Source organism: Bacillus sp. JZ39 (genome assembly GCF_053903145.1).
This window is the reverse complement of sequence record NZ_CP096389.1, coordinates 875013-890699: the sequence shown is the minus strand read 5'-3', so window position 1 is coordinate 890699 and position 15687 is coordinate 875013. Positions and strand designations below refer to the sequence as shown.

Genomic DNA, 15687 nt, shown 5'->3' with positions numbered 1-15687 from the left:
CTTATTAGACGGAGTCTTTTTTGCTTTTGCCAATCAGACGTGTAACGAGGAACATGGTAACAGAAAGAGATCTGTTTTTCCGATACGCTAAGTATTTCCCTCGCCACTCCGGTTTGTATTTTTCTTTAAAGGCTCTTAGGCCGCTGAAGCTGTACATGTATCTGACATTATTAAAAATGACAGCGGCAAACCTTTCGGACCAGAAGGATGTAAAGGCAGTGCCGACATTAGCCAAGGGTGCCATCCCCATATTAAATGACGTGCAGCCCTCTTCCTTTGCCCATAAAAACATACGGATAAACAATGCGTCCATAATGCCATTTGGAGCGTCGCCGCGATAGCGCATTAGGTCAACCGATATCTCTCCCTCCTGGTACATCGGCATGACATTTGCGAATGCAACGATCTCTCCTTCTGCATTTTTCATATAGGCGATCGGCGCTTTCTGTAAATAGGAAGGATCAAAAAATCCGAGCGAGAATCCCTTCTCCTTTTTCGAGCCGAGCCATTCGTCTGAGATTTGCTTCAGCTCCTCCAAAAACGCATCAGAAAATGGGGGATGATCCACATGGAAAGTATACTCCTCCCGCTCAAAGCGGTTATTGATTGCCCGAAGGCCAGCTTTTTTCTTCCCAGTCAAGGTGAATGTATTTAAATCTACATATGCTTCCTCGCCAAGTTTAAAGAAGTTGTAGCCAAAATCGTGATACAGCGCCATGTCCTCTCGTTCAATTTGATAGAACAAAACACTGAATCCCTTCTGATGCGCTTCGTTCAGAAATTCTTCCAGCACGAGCGGGAATGATTCTCTTTGGCCAGACGGATCGCCGAGCACGACCAGCCTTCTGGCGATTTTCCCGAATAGAAGCAGTGCATTCCCATCACTGGAAAAATAAAACCGCTTATCTCCAAGAAAACCAAGATGGCTCAGCGCGTTGCCGCCTTTTTCATTGAGAAACGCAGCAAGACGCTCAGGGTCAGCTTTCTCTCCGATCGGTTTCGTTCTCTTATGATAGACCACTGTAAATATCAAGAAGAACAGCGGCACAATAATGATCGCCATGATGGTTGCATGTGTAATATGCGAGGTGCTGTGGACGAAATATTCGTGACGCAGCACCTTCTTCATCCGGTCCCAAATAAAGCCCGCGATCAGATTGTAGTTAAAGAGCGCCACAGTAAACAGCGCCACAGCGAATATCAATTGTCCCAGTGTATAGGATGCCTGTTCGCGGACAAATTGTTTTTTCAATAGCACAAGCAATACGATAATCATCGGCAGTACGAATATCGCGCTGATGTTAAGCCCTTTTAAAAAGCTGAACACAAAGCCGCCGACAAGCGCTGTAATGGCCATCGTATAGGAACGTTTTGTCCGTTTATAAAGCTCGATCGGCAAAATTAGCAGAATGAGCGCTGAGCTTAAGGACAGGCCGTTGAACAGCAAAAGCGCCGGGCGCGGAATGTGCGGTATAACCGTCAGCCTGTCAATCGGCAAGGAAACAGAGGCCAAGACAATCAGACCTGCTACGAACACAATAAGGGAAAGCGAGCCTTGCAAAATTCTCACTAATACCGCACGCTGAACAACAAGCAGAACGTTTGTCGTCTCAATTGCCGGTGCGATGCGCGGGTTCGTTTCGAGCCGCTTCATTGTATTTTCCGTCAGGTCGCCGGCGGCAAAGAACAGTCCCAAGATAAATGGGATAAATGAGTAGGCGAGCCTGTACAACACAATAGAAGTAACGATGGCCTCCTGATGATAGCCAAGCTGCTCCATCCCCAGCAAAAATAAAAGGTCAAACGAGCCGAAGCCGCCCGGCACGAGGCTGATCATTCCTCCGATCGCCGCAATGACGAACACCCCGAACACATACCTGATATCTGCATGAATGCCCATAGCGAACAAAGCAAAATAGATGACGATCCCGGCCATGAGCCATTCAACAACTGAAGCTCCAATATATGCGAAAATCGGATTTTTCACTTTATCCGCATTCTCTTCGTCCCCAGCTTTGCGGTCTTTTATTTTGGACACCGCCAAAGACAGCGGCAATATCAGCGCAAAACCGATAACGACCGCCCATAGCCAAGGCTTTTCATGAATCACTTCATCCACTGGCAGCACTCTCGCAGCGACGAAAATGCTGAAAACAGATAATCCGAGCAGCATAGATGATGTGAGCCAGGCGATTCCTTTCACGAGTGCCTTATGGTCTTTCGTATGCTCCTTATAGAACATCATTCTTAACCCGACGCCGGCTAAACCGCCGAAGCCCAGCACATTATTAAATGAATTGGCGATCCAGGAAACCCTGAATACTTTTCCGTTTGTGATCGATAGACGCAGTGAGTATTTCAGGACGTAATCATACAGCGACATGGCCGCAACAGCCAGCAAGCCGATCAACACAAGCATGAATAAGTCCGTTCGTTCCAGTCCGTTGATGACCATGAGCGTACGTTTGAAAGACAGATTTGTCAGTTCTTTTTTCGATTGATAAATAACAAATAGCAAAACAGCAATAGGAAAAACGATTTTTAATATTGATAAAGCATTCTTTTTAATCAGCAATGGTCTCTCCAATCATATTCTAGTTCGATCCTCTCCCCCAATAATCTCCAACTCATTATACACTACCGTTATTTTTCGGACAAAGTCCCGCATGCGGTTTCTGCTCACTTTCTTTCAGGAGTGAAAATCGAGTAATATGGTAAGAGGAGTGAATGATGAGGAAGTGATGAAATGGAATATAATTTACACGATACAACAGTATTAAACGAAAACATTCTTTCATCGGAGGAACGGGAAATATGGGTGCTCTATATGAAAGTCTTAACTTCCGCCGGGCTCGGTGATGTGTCCGAGTGGATGAAGCTGGATATGAGCATGCCGCAAATGAAGGTGCTGATGCTATTAAACAACCATGGAACATTGAAAGTGAGCGACATTGCTGAAAAAATGGGGGCTTCCCTGTCCAATACAACTGGGCTGCTTGACCGGCTTGAAAAATCAGGATTTGTCAAACGCTCACATTCTGAAGAGGACCGCCGCTCTGTAGTTGTTCAGTTGACAGAGAATGCGAAAAAGATTTTCCGGGGTTTGTATGAAAAAGGCCACCTGAAATTGAAGCGTTCATTAGAGCTGCTGTCCCCTGAAGAAAAGCAGGCTGTTTCCGAAGGGCTGTCTATCCTTTCAAGAGCATTAGAGAAAGCGAAAAAAGAATAAATCTGTAAGTCTGTCATCCGCAAACTGCGGGAGCAGGCTTTTTTTATTTGACATTTAGTTCATTTAAAATGAATAATATACTTTGAATGAATAAAAAAGGGGTTGATGAATATGTCTGAAGCATTAACAGAGCAGAAAGGCCAAAAGTGGGCGATCAGCCTGTTTACGATTGGTGTATTTATGGCTGCGCTAGATAACGGAATTATTTCAGCTGCCTTAACAACGATAAACGAGTCGTTTTCCGTTTCTCCTTCCTGGGGATCATGGGGCATTACCCTTTATACGCTTGGTCTTAGCGTCAGTGTGCCAATCGTCGGAAAGCTTTCCGACCGCTACGGCAGAAAAAAACTCTTTCTCATTGAGGTTTGCCTGTTCGGACTTGGTTCTTTGCTTGTTGCTTTGAGCCAAAGCTTCCCGCTCTTTCTGATATCGCGGCTGATTCAGGCGCTTGGAGGCGGCGGGATTTTCATCATCGGCAGCTCTCACATTCTCGCGACTCTCCCAAAGGAAAAACAGGGGAAGGCCCTTGGGCTGCTTGGCGCAATGAACGGGATGGCCGCTGTGCTAGGGCCAAATATCGGAAGCTTTCTGCTTGATTGGACCGGGTCTTGGCATTGGCTATTTTTGATTAATTTGCCGATTGCCGTGCTATTGGTTGTTTTCGGCGCATACTTTATCGCGGAAACAAAAGCACCTGAAGCTAAGCGCCTCGACACGGCCGGAATCTTCCTTCTATCCCTGTCGATTTTAGCCGTGATGTACGGCATGACGAACCTTGACGGGGCAAATCTCTTACACAGCTTGGGGAATCCGGAGGTTTATGGATGTATTATTTTTGGCATACTTTGTTTTGCAGCGCTTATCTCGTATGAAAAGAGAGTTGAAATGCGAGGAGGCGATCCCATTTTGGCGTATTCTCTGCTGCGAAACCATATGTTTCAGCGCACGCTTATCATCGGTTTGTTATCCGGGGGGCTCTTGGCGGCAGTCATTTTTATCCCGTCATATGTCGAGCAGTATTTGGGTGTCCCTGCCGCAAAAGCAGGCTATTGGATGACACCGCTTGCGTTGGCTTCCGGAATCGGCGCTTGGCTTGGCGGAGCGCTTACCGACAAAAAAGGTCCTGTAAAAACCGTTATTCTTTCGGGAATCATCTCATGTGCGGGGTTTGCTTTATTTCCGCTCTGGGTGACGGAAAAATGGGAGTTTGTGATCGCAAGTGTGGCAGCTGGGATCGGTTTTGGCTTTCTGTTAGGCGCTCCGCTGAACGTCCTTGTATCAGAAGCGGCAAAAACAAATAAGGGTACAGCTCTTGGCACGCTTTCATTAGTAAGGCAAATTGGACTGACCTTGGCGCCTACTCTTTATGCAGGTTTTATCACAGCCGGGTTTGACCAAATAGGTGATGAGATCAGCAGCCGCTTATCGGACAGCGGATATTCAGAAAAGGCGATGCAGATGATTCCGGAGATCGACAGTTCTGATGTTTCTTCTTTACAAGAACAAATCGAACGCATTCCCGTTCCTGAAGTCAAAACCGCGATAAGCGACGCCATTCATGCGAGTGTCGCCAGCGGCTATGATCATTTATATGCAGCGGCTGCTGTGATCTCACTTCTGGTGATTGCTGCTATCAGTATTCCGGCTTTCCGCCGGCAAAAGCGTTAAGACCACCCCATCCGTCTGGAAAGCTCCGTAATATGAGCGATATGGTGATGTGAGTGCCAGACATACAGGCCGAGCGCGTTCTCCAGGGTAATGATCTCCTTTGTATCAGGGTGATAAAATCCGCGCTTAAATTGCTGATCCGTCAGGGTGCGGAGCAGAGCCGTCCATCTTCCGTGAAGCTCCTGCAAAAGCGAAAGTGAGCCGCTCGGATCTGCCGTTTTCGAGTCTTTTAGCTCCGACCATGCTTTTTCATCATACGGACGGATAGCCGGTGTCTCTTCCGTCAAGCTCAATTTAAAACGAATATAGCTGTTCATATGACTGTCAGCCAGATGATGAATAACTTGCCGAACGGTCCATCCACCGTCCCGGTACGGTGTGTCAAGCTGGCTGTCCGTCATGCCCTCTACAGCTTGCTTCAATTTTGCCGGCACTTCTTCAAGCACTTGAATCCATTTATCTTTTTGCTCCTTCGATATGGATTCCATCGGCTTGTATTCTCCTATTGGGTAGCTTAGATTGACTGATGTCATGCATGTTCTCCCTTCTATTCAAGCTTCACCTTTATTTTACAAGAAAAAGATTGTGTATTGCGTCTTTTTCCCATACAATAAAAACGACACTCGTGTCATTTTTATTATTTAGGAGGATGAATCATGGAAAAACCGTTGTTTTGCACTCAAAAAGGGCTGATGACACTGTTAGCCTCGCAAACCATTTCTTCACTTGGAGACTGGCTTCACATTTTGGCCGTGCTAACCTTAGCCGCTTTTCAGCTGGATGCTTCACCATTAGATATGTCGCTTTTAATGATGTCATTTGCTTTGCCTGTCATTGTACTTGGACCTGTATCGGGCCTACTCGCCGACCGTTTTGACAGAAAAACGATTATGTTTCTATCTGAAATCGGCCGTGCCCTCACTGTTATCAGCTGCGTTTATGTCAGTGAGCTTTGGCAGCTTTACGTATTGCTATCCGTTCAGAGCTGTTTTTCTTCACTTTTTTTACCTGCTAAAAACGGAAAGCTTAAGGAATTGGCTCCGGAAGCACACATTCAGCAGGCCGTTTCCGTCAGCAGCATCATTGATAACAGCTCAAAAATCTTCGGCCCTGCCCTTGGCGGCACGCTGATCGCTGCTTTCTCGATACACTCTGTTTTTTATATAAACGCCGGCGCCTTCTTTCTTTCCGCTGTCATTTTGTTTTTCCTTCCCAGAGATGCTTTTTTACAAAAAGCCAATACACCTCAAGAAAAAACATCAGCACTTACTTCTATCAAGGAAGGCCTTCAGTTTTTGAAACGGATGCCGCTTCTATTAACAGGCTTACTCACAGCTTGCGTCGTTCTCTTTGTTTTGCAGATTGGTGATTCCCAAGCGATTATTCTTATCCGCTCCTTTTCAGGAGCTCCGCCCGAGCTTGCAGGCTGGTGCATGGCCGTCAGCGGAGCCGGGATGCTCCTTACAGCGGCCATTACCGGCAGACGGCGAATCACTTCTTATTTGCTTTATTTCTCAGCTGGAACCCTTCTTCTTGGACTAGCAACTGGAGGTGCGCCATTCCTAAGCGGTATGGGAATTGCCGGCATCACTCTCTTTATATTTGCTTTTTTCATCATGGGGGCGGCTTTCGGCCTCGTCCATATTCCATTTCAGATTCTCGTGCAAACAACAGTGCCTGTCGATTACAGCGGTAGGGTGTTCGGCGCTATTCAGAGTGCGACAACCCTCGCCTCTATCCTCGGCATGGCGGGCGGGGGCGTGCTGGCGGAATGGATCGGTGTATCACTTGCTTTTCTTGTCTGTGGCTGCTTGCTGATCATGATTGGGTTGATTACACTTATAGGTAAGAAAATTGCAGAAAGCAGGCGATATCTTGTCACCAAAAGTAACAAAGGAGCACAAGGATAAACGACAGGCAAAGATTTTAGAGGCTGCCAAAACGGTTTTTAAACGTAAAGGATTCGAATTAACGACGATGAAGGACGTTGTAGAAGAGTCAGGTTTCAGCCGGGGCGGTGTCTATCTTTATTTTTCAAGCACTGAGGAGATGTTTCGCCGCATTATTGAAACAGGGCTGGATGAAGGACTCCGAAAGCTTGATAAATCAGCTGAACACCAAAGTGTTTGGTCCGCCATTTCAATCTATTTGGATGAACTGACTGAGGGCCTGCGTGATGTAGCAGATACGCTGGCGCCGGTGCAATTTGAATATTTAGTGACAGCTTGGCGGAATGAGGAACGTAGACAGTATTTGGAGAAAAGGTATGATCTTTTTGTGGAAAGATTTTCAAAGCTATTGCAAAAAGGGATCGATCAGGGAGAGTTTCAGCCGCTTCAGCCTCTTGCGACTATCGCCAAGTTTTTCCTCAATATGAATGACGGCATCATTCAAAACGCCCTGTATTTCGATGAAGAAAAAGCTGATGTATCTGGACTTGCTGAGTCTGCAAAACTATATTTAAAAACAGTTCTGCAAGCGGATGAGAAGTAAAGAAACGCGGCAGGAGCCCTCCTGCCGCTTGTTTTTCACCCTGCGTGATCACGCACTTCGACTGTTACCTTCTTCTGTTTTGGCTGATAAATTTTCCCCACAAATAAATACCCGTATTTGAATTTATTCAGTGCCCACGAGGTCAGAATCGGGCCGGCTGTACACACGGCAAACAGCAGGAGAACAGCCGGTACGGCAGGAATTTCGGGCATATTCAAAAGCAACACGTAGCCTATAATCATAAAATAGGCATGAAGCAGATAAATCGAAAAGGAATAGTTGCTGATAAACATCATGATTTTCGGCACATGCTTCATTTTGGAAAACAAGTGAAAACACAGGAAAATCATGCTTGTTGAATACAGCATGATATCAGGCCGCTTCGAGCTGATCATGCCGATTTCACCGACATAAGAAACAGTGACAACCAGCGCCCCAGAAGCAATTGCAGCGCCGTACACCACCCAGCGGTATTGGTTCAGCAGCGCTAAAAAACGCTTGTATTCTTTTCCGCAATAGTAGGCTAGACAAAAGTAGAAAAGCCAGCCTGCGAACGGAACCCAGAAGAACGGAAATGCCCCTCCCTCTTCAGAAGCAGGAGCCGGGCTGGCTGCGGAGAAATAGCCTAAATAAGCGGCTGTCACCACAAATGAGATAGACAGCACCCATTTCGGCGATGCTTTTTTCAAATACTCATGAAACATCATATGCAGCATGTAAAATTGAAAGATGACGAGAATGAAGTATCCGATAAAGTTTCCTAAGAATACGTTCTCCAGATATTTTTGCACAAACGCGAGAAAGGTTACCTCTCCCCCCATCGCACTGGTCATCAGCAGCGCATCGATGGCCGCGATAAATAGAAAAGGAACAAAAATCACTTTTCCCCGCTTCTTTAAAAAACCGTCAGGCACCCCATCAGGATAAGAACGGGCCAGTAAAAATTCAGAGATGAAAATAAAAGCGGGCGTGCTGAACATCAGGAGTGTTCGGAAAGAATCAACAGTGTGAGAAATATCTGCAAGAGCTTCTGCCTGAAGCATCAGGACCATTGAAATGATATGGAGCAAGACGACACTTAAGCACGAAATGCAGCGGATCATAAAAATTTCTTTAATTTGCATAACAGCGCTCCTTTTATTTCAAATTGATAGAAATCGATGGTTGTACCTTAACATGTCCGCTCTATTTGAAAAAGTGCCTGATGTCATAAATTGACGTATGCATGATAGACTAAGGTCATAAACCCCTCTGGCTTATTGGTGTATCTTTCTCAGACGAGATTGCTAGAAAAATGCAAAAAACCTGCCGTAACGGAGACTGCAGGTTTTTTATGAAGATATTAATTTGTATTGAGGCCTCCGCCATTCAGCCCTTCTTTGATATAGCCGTTCACTTGGCTATTAGAGAGCAAGCCAATATGACCGATGCCATAAAGCTGGATGTTTCGCGCTCCTTGTAACCGAGACAAGCTATTGATTACAATTTGATCATTGAGACTGTAAATAGATGTATAGAGGATCTTTTGATTAGGATCTGTACCCGGCAGCGCCGTTGATGACACTAAACCATTAGCCCCTCCAAGCGTTACGACATTTTGAATCTTATTGCCCCCGCCTAAATATTTAATATAGTACAGCGTATTGGCGCCTCCCATACTATGAGCCACAATATCTACTTTTTTTGCCCCCGTCTCTTTTAAAACACGGTCAACATATGAAGCAAGCTGCGGGCCGTTATTTAGGTTATTTCCTGTTTTATCATAAAAATCAATTGCGTACAGTTTGTTGCTTTGCCAGCCTTGAGAAATTAAGTAGTTTTTAATAGCGAAAAAGTTGTATGATGCGCCACTTATTCCATGAACAAGAACGACAGGATTATGTACTGATTCAGCTTTTGCGCCAGACGGCGGAGCGGCTAAAACAGATAGAATCAGCGATAAACAAATAATGAATGCCATAAGTACTTTTTTCACGTTTATTCCCCCTTAAAATGTTGATACCACCAATTTCCTATCATACATAAAAAATCAATATGGTTAATATTTTTTCTGAAAATTAAATTTAAATTTCTTTTATATGATGGAGATAAATCGGATACCTTCTGACAAACCTTTTATCTTCATTTCCAAAGAGCCCGGTTGTGTTCCCTTCCTCCCTTTTCTATAATAAGGGGAATAGGCAGTTAGAATCACAGTTGAGCACCGGCTCATCTGTTTTGCGAAACAGCCAGACACGGAGGATAGCATGAGAGTATTAAAATACGCCATATTAGGGCTTTTGCGAAAAGGCGAATTGAGTGGATACGATATTACGAGTTATTTTAAAGAGGAGCTCGGCCAGTTTTGGAGCGCCAAGCACAGCCAGATTTACCCTGAGCTCAAAAAGCTGACGGATGAAGGATTTATCACGTTCCGGACAACGATTCAGGGCACAAAGCTGGAGAAAAAGATGTACACCCTGACAGACAGCGGAAAGCAGGAACTTCATGACTGGCTGATCCGCCACCAGCCGATACCCGAGACGGTGAAGGATGAATTTATGCTGAAGGCTTATTTCATTTCTTGTCTATCGCGCCAGGAGGCTTCTGATTTGTTCAAAGACCAGCTGCAAAAACGCCAGGCCAAGCTTTCTGACTTACAGGGAAGCTATGAAAAGCTTATGGCTTCAGCAGAGCCGATGTCATTTTCTTCACCGGACTTCGGCCACTATCTTGTGCTGACGAAAGCGCTGGAGCGGGAGAAAAATTACGTTTCTTGGCTGGAATCAATTTTAGCTATGATAGATAAGGATTAACCGCAGTTCAGGCTGCACCCATACGAATGTACCTACATGCAAAAAAACATCTGCCTAAACGGCAGATGTTTTTTAGGCTCGGAGCGCTTTCAGCCCCGCTGCGAAAGTGATTGCTGCAAAAGCAAGCAAGATGCCGCAGATTCCGAGAATATCTGTGACGCGGGCACCGTTAGCGATAATCTCTGTCAGCCCGCTCATCGCCCACTTTTGCGGAAGAAATTCAGCGATGGATTGCATAAATTTCGGTTCAATGTCGATCGGCCAATACATCCCGCTCACCATACATGTTGCGATGACGAACAAGTTACCGAACGCAAGCTGCTGTTCTGGCGTTCTGACATTGGCCGCAATCATCAATCCAATGCCGACAACGGTCAGCAGAAAAAGCGACACCAACACCATAACCGCAGCCGGATTCCCCCAGTTGATGCCAAACAGCCAATGGGTTGCGAGAAGCAATATGCCAAATTGAATCCAGCCAATGACAAAGAAGGACAGCACATACCCAGCACCGATTTCGGCTCGGCTGACAGAGGCTGTAAGCAATCTGGACCATACGCCGTTTTTTCTTGCTTCTAAAATGGTTCCAGCCGCTCCCATCATGGTCAGCATGACAAACAGGATGGAAAACCCTGCTGCTCTGGAGGCTGTGTCACTTGCTTCCGCACCCTCTTTTTTATCACTGAGCGTCTGTCGTGTTACAGCCGGAACTGTATCTTCATGTTTTTTGGCGAAAACGGTTTTATACGCAGCCTTCCAGTTCTCTCCAGCTGTCTGCGATGCCGTTTTTGCCGCGGTCACCTGAATATTGAGCGTTGCCAATGTGCTTTCTGCATATTGTTTGACCATCGGCGCTTCCGACAGCTCAGGGCCGTGACGGAAAATCAGTTCAGGATGTTTGTCTTTTTCCAGCTGTGTCTGGAACGAGCGGGAAATGACGATGATCCCGGCAATTTTCTTTTGTTTCAGCTTTTCTGACGCTTTGCTTTCAGACATGTTTTCGAATACATACATATCATCGTGTGCCTTCAGCTGCCGAATATAATGCTGTGAGAGAATCGTATCGTCCTGATCAACGATTGCAAGCCGCACCTTATCATCATTGCCGCTGAGCATACTCCCAAATACAAAGGTAAGCAAAAGCGGGGCAGCAAACATGATCAAATAGTTCTGTGGCTTCTTAAAAATGAGAGAAAGCTCAATGCCGCAAATGGCTAGAATTTTTTTCACCTTTTGTACCTCCTTATCTTGTATGAAGCCGTCTGATACCAATTACAAGTGAACAAAAGCCGATCGCCGCAAAAAGAAGCACAGGCTTTTGAAGGTCAGCCCAGCCTCCCCCTTCCATTAAAGAAAGAAAGCCGTCAAGCGCCCAGCGATTTGGCACCGCTTTGGATACAGACTGCAAGACGTCCGGAAATTGGTACAGCGGCAGCATGGACCCGCCGAGAACCGCAAGCAATTGAATGCCGAAGCCGCCTATCGCATCTGCAGTTTTCATATCGCTGATGCACGACGCAAGCAGCATTGAAATACCAGATACAGCTGCGGCGTAAGAAAGCCCGAGTACACTCACGAACAGCAGATTACCGCCCCAGTCCACACCAAATACATTGATTGTGACGATCAGAAATATGAAAAATTGTATGATGGCAAACAGATACGTCCCAAGCCATTTTCCGAAGAGAATGACGGATTTTTGCGCAGGCGTCATCAGCATTCTGGCAAGCGTCTCCGTATCCTTTTCCTGTAAAAATGATTTCGCCCCGACTGTGATATGAAACAGCATAAACATGCAAAGCATTGCCGCCGAATAGTATTGAAAACTGGTAACGGCTTTGCTGCCCACAGATTTTTCCGCAATAGTCAGCTTGTCACCTGTTTCTTTTTCTAGCGTCTTTGCCAGCTTTTCTGCAAACTGTGCAGGGTCAAGTTTTCCTTGCTGTACAGCTTCCGTTTTGCTGATGTAGTCCATTGAGGCTGACGCGGCTTCCTTTACCGCTTTATATTGCTCTATAAATGAGCTTGCAGCTGTTTCAATGATGGAACTTTTCAATGTTTGATCAGGAGCGGCATTAACAACAGCTGAGGTTTTGCCGGCTTCCCAATGGTTCGGGATAACGATGCCTACATCGATTTTCTTTTCATCAATCAGTTTTTTCATCTTGTCTTTGCTGCCGGCTTTTGTGGCCTTTATCGACTTCATTTTTTTGAGAACATCTTTTGTAAACATGTTTGCTGCATCTGACTGGTCTGATTGAATGTAGCCGACTTTGATGTCATCAATCCGGCTGCCTCCGTCAACAACTGATCCGAGCGCTGCCCCTAAAATACACGTTAGGATCAGCGGCATTAGGATAAGCATCATAAACCCTTTTCTGTCCGTGATTCTGATTTTGACATCTTTCCATGCGATCCATATGCTTTTTTTCATTGCCGTCCCTCCTCAATCCCGCAACGTGCGGCCGGTCAGATTCAGAAACAGGCGCTCCAGATTCGGTTCCTGCACCTGAAGGGACAGCAGGTTTATATGATGAGCAGCAGCTTCAGCAAGCAGGCTGGTGACGACTTTCTCATGATGAGCCACAGAAATGTCAATTTTGAGCTCTAATTCATGTACTGTTACATCATTCACATGGGCCAGAGATCGGATCGCCACAAGAAACGCTTCATTGATCCCGCTGACCGTGAGCTGAATGATGGTATCGCCCCCAAGGCGGCTGCACAAATCAGTTTTTGTGCCAATCGCAATCATTTCCCCCTGATCAATTATCCCGATCCTGTCGCATAAAAACTCAACTTCTTCCATGTAATGACTCGTATAGATCACCGTCATGCCCGTTTCGTTGAGCTGTTTAACCGTTTCTAAAATGTGATTTCTCGATTGAGGGTCAATACCGACAGTCGGCTCATCCATAATCAGCAGCTCGGGCTTATGCATTAAAGCCGCACCGATGTTGATTCTTCGTTTCATTCCCCCGGAGAATGTTTCAATCTTATCTTTAGCCCGCTCAGTCAGACCGACATATTCAAGGACCTCTGCCGATCTTTTTTTGGCCTCACCATGCGTAAGTCCGTACATTTTCCCCCAAAACATAAGATTCTCATGAGCCGTCAGCGTCGGATATAATGCAATTTCCTGCGGAACAATGCCGATTTTTTGTTTCGCTTTGGCCGTTTCTTTTCCGATGACATAGCCGCCCACCGTGATGTTCCCGCTGTCATGCGGCACAAGGCCGGAAATCATCGAGATGGTTGTGGACTTCCCCGCACCGTTTGGCCCGAGCAGACCGAACGACTCCCCCTTTTGGAGGGAAAAAGAAATGCCTTTCACGATTGTTTTTTTCCCATATGCCTTTTTGATATTTTCTGCTTGCAGCACGTCGTCTCACTCCTTTTTTGATCCATTGCCATTGTAGAAGAAAGAAAGGCGTGCGGCATGTAGCGGCAGATAGAACATAGGGCATGAAAAAAAGGCCTGTAAAAGGCCTTTTCAGAGAAGCGTATATGCAAAACGTCATATGTCAAAAGACAGATACACCATATCTGACCGAGTAAATGGCGGCTTGGGTTCTGTCCCTGACAGCCAGCTTACTGATAATATTTGAAACGTGGTTTTTGACTGTGCCTTCTGTAATGTAAAGCTTTTCGGCAATTTCTTTGTTATTCAGCCCGTATCCCAGCTCAGCCAGAACTTCGATTTCGCGCTCGGTCAGGCCGAGCAGCTCCTTAGGTTTTTCTATCTCATTTATTCCTTTCAGTTGTTTTTCACGCTTCCATTCATTCAGCATTTGGGCAGTCAATTCCGGCGGAAGCACCATTCCGCCAGAATGAACAGTCATCACCGCTTTTACAATCGTATCTGCCGACATATCCTTCAGCAGGTACCCGCTTGCTCCTTCTTCAAGCGCTTCAGCAATCAGCGCTGAATCCTTAAAGGTTGTCAGCATCAAAACCTTTACGCCGGGCAGCGAGCTTGTGATTAATTTTGTTCCCTCCACCCCGTTGGAAACCGGCATGCGGATGTCCATTAATACGATATCCGGCTCCAGCTCTTTCGCCTTTTCGAATGCTTCCTGTCCGTTTCGCGCCGTTGCGATCACATCGAGCTCTTCTCGGAGCTGGAGCAGGGATGCCAGCCCTTCTCTGACGATATCCTGATCGTCGGTAATGATGATCTTAATCATGATAAACTCTCCTTTTGCTGCACGGGCCTGAAGCTCCATTTTTTATTGGCAAGTGAAAATTCTGCATTCACAGTAAATCCTTGATCCTGTTCGCTTTCAAAGCGGATCATTCCGCCATGTTCCGCTGCCCGCTTTTTCATATTCAAGAGACCAAAACCAAGTGCTGCCTCGGGATTGCCTTTGCCGTCATCCTTAATGACAAGGCTGATGCTGTCCGTTGTGCAGGCAAGCTGTATCGAACAGGCTGTGGCGCCGCCGTGCCGTTTGGCATTGGTCAGTGCTTCCTGCACCGTTCTGATCAGGGTCGGATGGAGAGACAGCGGGATGATTGCTGGATCACCGCTGACCGCAAATTCTGTTGTGACTCCTGCATTTTTGCAAAAGTCCTCTGTCAGCTGTTTCAGCGATTCGATTAGCGAAGGATCGTTTTCAGTTTGCAGAGTGCGTACTGATAAGCGGACATCATCAAGCGCTTCACGGGCAAGTGTTTCACAGACACCTACTGTCTCATCCGCTTTTTGGCTGTCTCTTTTTTGCCATTCACGCAAAAGCTGCAGCTGGACAAGAAGGGCCGTCATTTTATGCCCCACTGTATCATGGATTTCCCGCGCCATTCTGTTCCGCTCGTAAATGGCAGTCAGCTCTTCAACTTGCTTCGCATATAAATGGAGCTCCTGATGTGCGGCAGACAGCGCCAGATGGGACTCCGTCAGTTCCTGAAACTGCTGTTTTGCCGTATCCTGAGCCTCCAACAGCTTGCGGATTAATTTGCCCACGACACCGCAGAAGACAACGAATGTCATGCTGATGCAATGATCCATCACATATTCATCACCAAGCATATGATATGTGCGTAATAGAACAATCAGCCACATCATAAAACAAAAACACAGGACAGACCATACCGTTTTTCGGTCAAATCCCTTCAGAAAAAAGGTAACAGCAACCGGGCTGAGCAATGTAATATATAAACCTGTACCCGGAAACATGAAACCGAACGAAAAGCCAACTGCAATATCAATTAGACAAAAAATAATTGCATATTTCTGTACCCTTAATAAGAGATGATTTGCTAAGAATACACTCGCACCGCCAGCGATGAACAAATACTCAAACCAGCTGTCATCCTCTACAAGAAAAAAATAAACCGAACAGCTTACCATTAAGGTGAAAATCCTAGTAAAAAAAAGAGCCTTCACGCTCATCACTCCCGATGCCCAATTCCCTTCTTATCATACCTGCCTGAGGGCATTTTTGACAGGAGTTTCTGGAAAATAAAAAATCCCTCTGCCGTTTTTTCGGCAAGGGGATTGCA

General features: G+C 46.0%; 14 protein-coding genes. 5 read left to right on the top strand and 9 right to left on the bottom strand.

What is annotated here, in order from left to right; all coding sequences use genetic code 11:
* Positions 1 to 4: 4 nt before the first annotated feature.
* A complete protein-coding gene (mprF, locus tag M1D65_RS04520; RefSeq protein ID WP_014476202.1) occupies positions 5 to 2575 on the bottom strand; it encodes a bifunctional lysylphosphatidylglycerol flippase/synthetase MprF in 2571 nt (856 codons plus the stop codon).
* A 171-nt stretch (positions 2576 to 2746) separates the two neighbouring features.
* On the opposite strand from mprF, the gene M1D65_RS04515 reads away from it, so the two are divergent.
* Together M1D65_RS04515 and M1D65_RS04510 are read left to right on the top strand one after the other, a co-directional pair.
* Positions 2747 to 3229 (top strand): MarR family transcriptional regulator, encoded by a 483-nt coding sequence (locus M1D65_RS04515; RefSeq protein ID WP_003233577.1) that lies wholly within the window; start codon positions 2747 to 2749, stop codon positions 3227 to 3229.
* A 111-nt stretch (positions 3230 to 3340) separates the two neighbouring features.
* On the top strand, positions 3341 to 4897 hold the full coding sequence (locus tag M1D65_RS04510) for an MFS transporter (protein ID WP_434517706.1): 1557 nt from the start codon (positions 3341 to 3343) through the stop codon (positions 4895 to 4897).
* On the opposite strand, the gene bstA is transcribed toward M1D65_RS04510, so the two are convergent.
* Positions 4894 to 5430: a bacillithiol transferase BstA gene (bstA, locus tag M1D65_RS04505; protein WP_456270796.1), complete on the bottom strand. Its 537-nt coding sequence runs from the start codon at positions 5428 to 5430 to the stop codon at positions 4894 to 4896. The two genes, M1D65_RS04510 and bstA, sit on opposite strands and share 4 nt — an antisense overlap.
* A gap of 123 nt (positions 5431 to 5553) precedes the next feature.
* Between bstA and M1D65_RS04500 the strand changes: the two genes are divergently transcribed.
* The gene (locus M1D65_RS04500; RefSeq protein WP_128992550.1) at positions 5554 to 6807 is read left to right on the top strand and encodes an MFS transporter; all 1254 of its coding nucleotides are present in this window, start codon (positions 5554 to 5556) and stop codon (positions 6805 to 6807) included.
* Entirely contained in the window at positions 6773 to 7390 is a 618-nt protein-coding gene (locus M1D65_RS04495; protein ID WP_042978133.1) for a TetR/AcrR family transcriptional regulator, read from the top strand. Before M1D65_RS04500 ends, M1D65_RS04495 begins: the two co-directional genes overlap by 35 nt.
* A 35-nt stretch (positions 7391 to 7425) precedes the next feature.
* Here M1D65_RS04495 and M1D65_RS04490 read toward each other — a convergent pair whose 3' ends face one another.
* Complete coding sequence (locus tag M1D65_RS04490) at positions 7426 to 8514, bottom strand: acyltransferase family protein (protein ID WP_029317461.1); 1089 nt, start codon at positions 8512 to 8514, stop codon at positions 7426 to 7428.
* A gap of 218 nt (positions 8515 to 8732) precedes the next feature.
* Positions 8733 to 9365, bottom strand: a complete 633-nt coding sequence (estB, locus tag M1D65_RS04485) for an esterase EstB (RefSeq protein ID WP_003243184.1) — start codon at positions 9363 to 9365, stop codon at positions 8733 to 8735.
* A 271-nt stretch (positions 9366 to 9636) separates the two neighbouring features.
* On the opposite strand from estB, the gene padR reads away from it, so the two are divergent.
* Positions 9637 to 10185, top strand: coding sequence for a transcriptional regulator PadR (padR, locus tag M1D65_RS04480; RefSeq protein ID WP_003233588.1), 549 nt, complete (start codon positions 9637 to 9639; stop codon positions 10183 to 10185).
* Positions 10186 to 10257: 72 nt separating this feature from the next.
* Here padR and lnrN read toward each other — a convergent pair whose 3' ends face one another.
* The 5 genes from lnrN to M1D65_RS04455 all read right to left on the bottom strand — a co-directional run bounded on the left by lnrN (position 10258) and on the right by M1D65_RS04455 (position 15571).
* The gene (gene lnrN / locus M1D65_RS04475; protein ID WP_038829492.1) at positions 10258 to 11415 is read right to left on the bottom strand and encodes a linearmycin resistance permease LnrN; all 1158 of its coding nucleotides are present in this window, start codon (positions 11413 to 11415) and stop codon (positions 10258 to 10260) included.
* Positions 11416 to 11428: 13 nt separating this feature from the next.
* A complete protein-coding gene (gene lnrM / locus M1D65_RS04470) occupies positions 11429 to 12619 on the bottom strand; it encodes a linearmycin resistance permease LnrM (RefSeq protein WP_064671923.1) in 1191 nt (396 codons plus the stop codon).
* Between the two features lie 12 nt (positions 12620 to 12631).
* Positions 12632 to 13567, bottom strand: a complete 936-nt coding sequence (lnrL, locus tag M1D65_RS04465) for a linearmycin resistance ATP-binding protein LnrL (protein ID WP_064671922.1) — start codon at positions 13565 to 13567, stop codon at positions 12632 to 12634.
* 142 nt (positions 13568 to 13709) lie between these two features.
* Positions 13710 to 14372, bottom strand: coding sequence for a two-component system response regulator LnrK (lnrK, locus tag M1D65_RS04460; protein WP_032726622.1), 663 nt, complete (start codon positions 14370 to 14372; stop codon positions 13710 to 13712).
* A complete protein-coding gene (locus tag M1D65_RS04455) occupies positions 14369 to 15571 on the bottom strand; it encodes a sensor histidine kinase (protein WP_021481181.1) in 1203 nt (400 codons plus the stop codon). The genes lnrK and M1D65_RS04455 overlap by 4 nt, the downstream gene beginning before the upstream one ends.
* Positions 15572 to 15687: the final 116 nt, after the last annotated feature.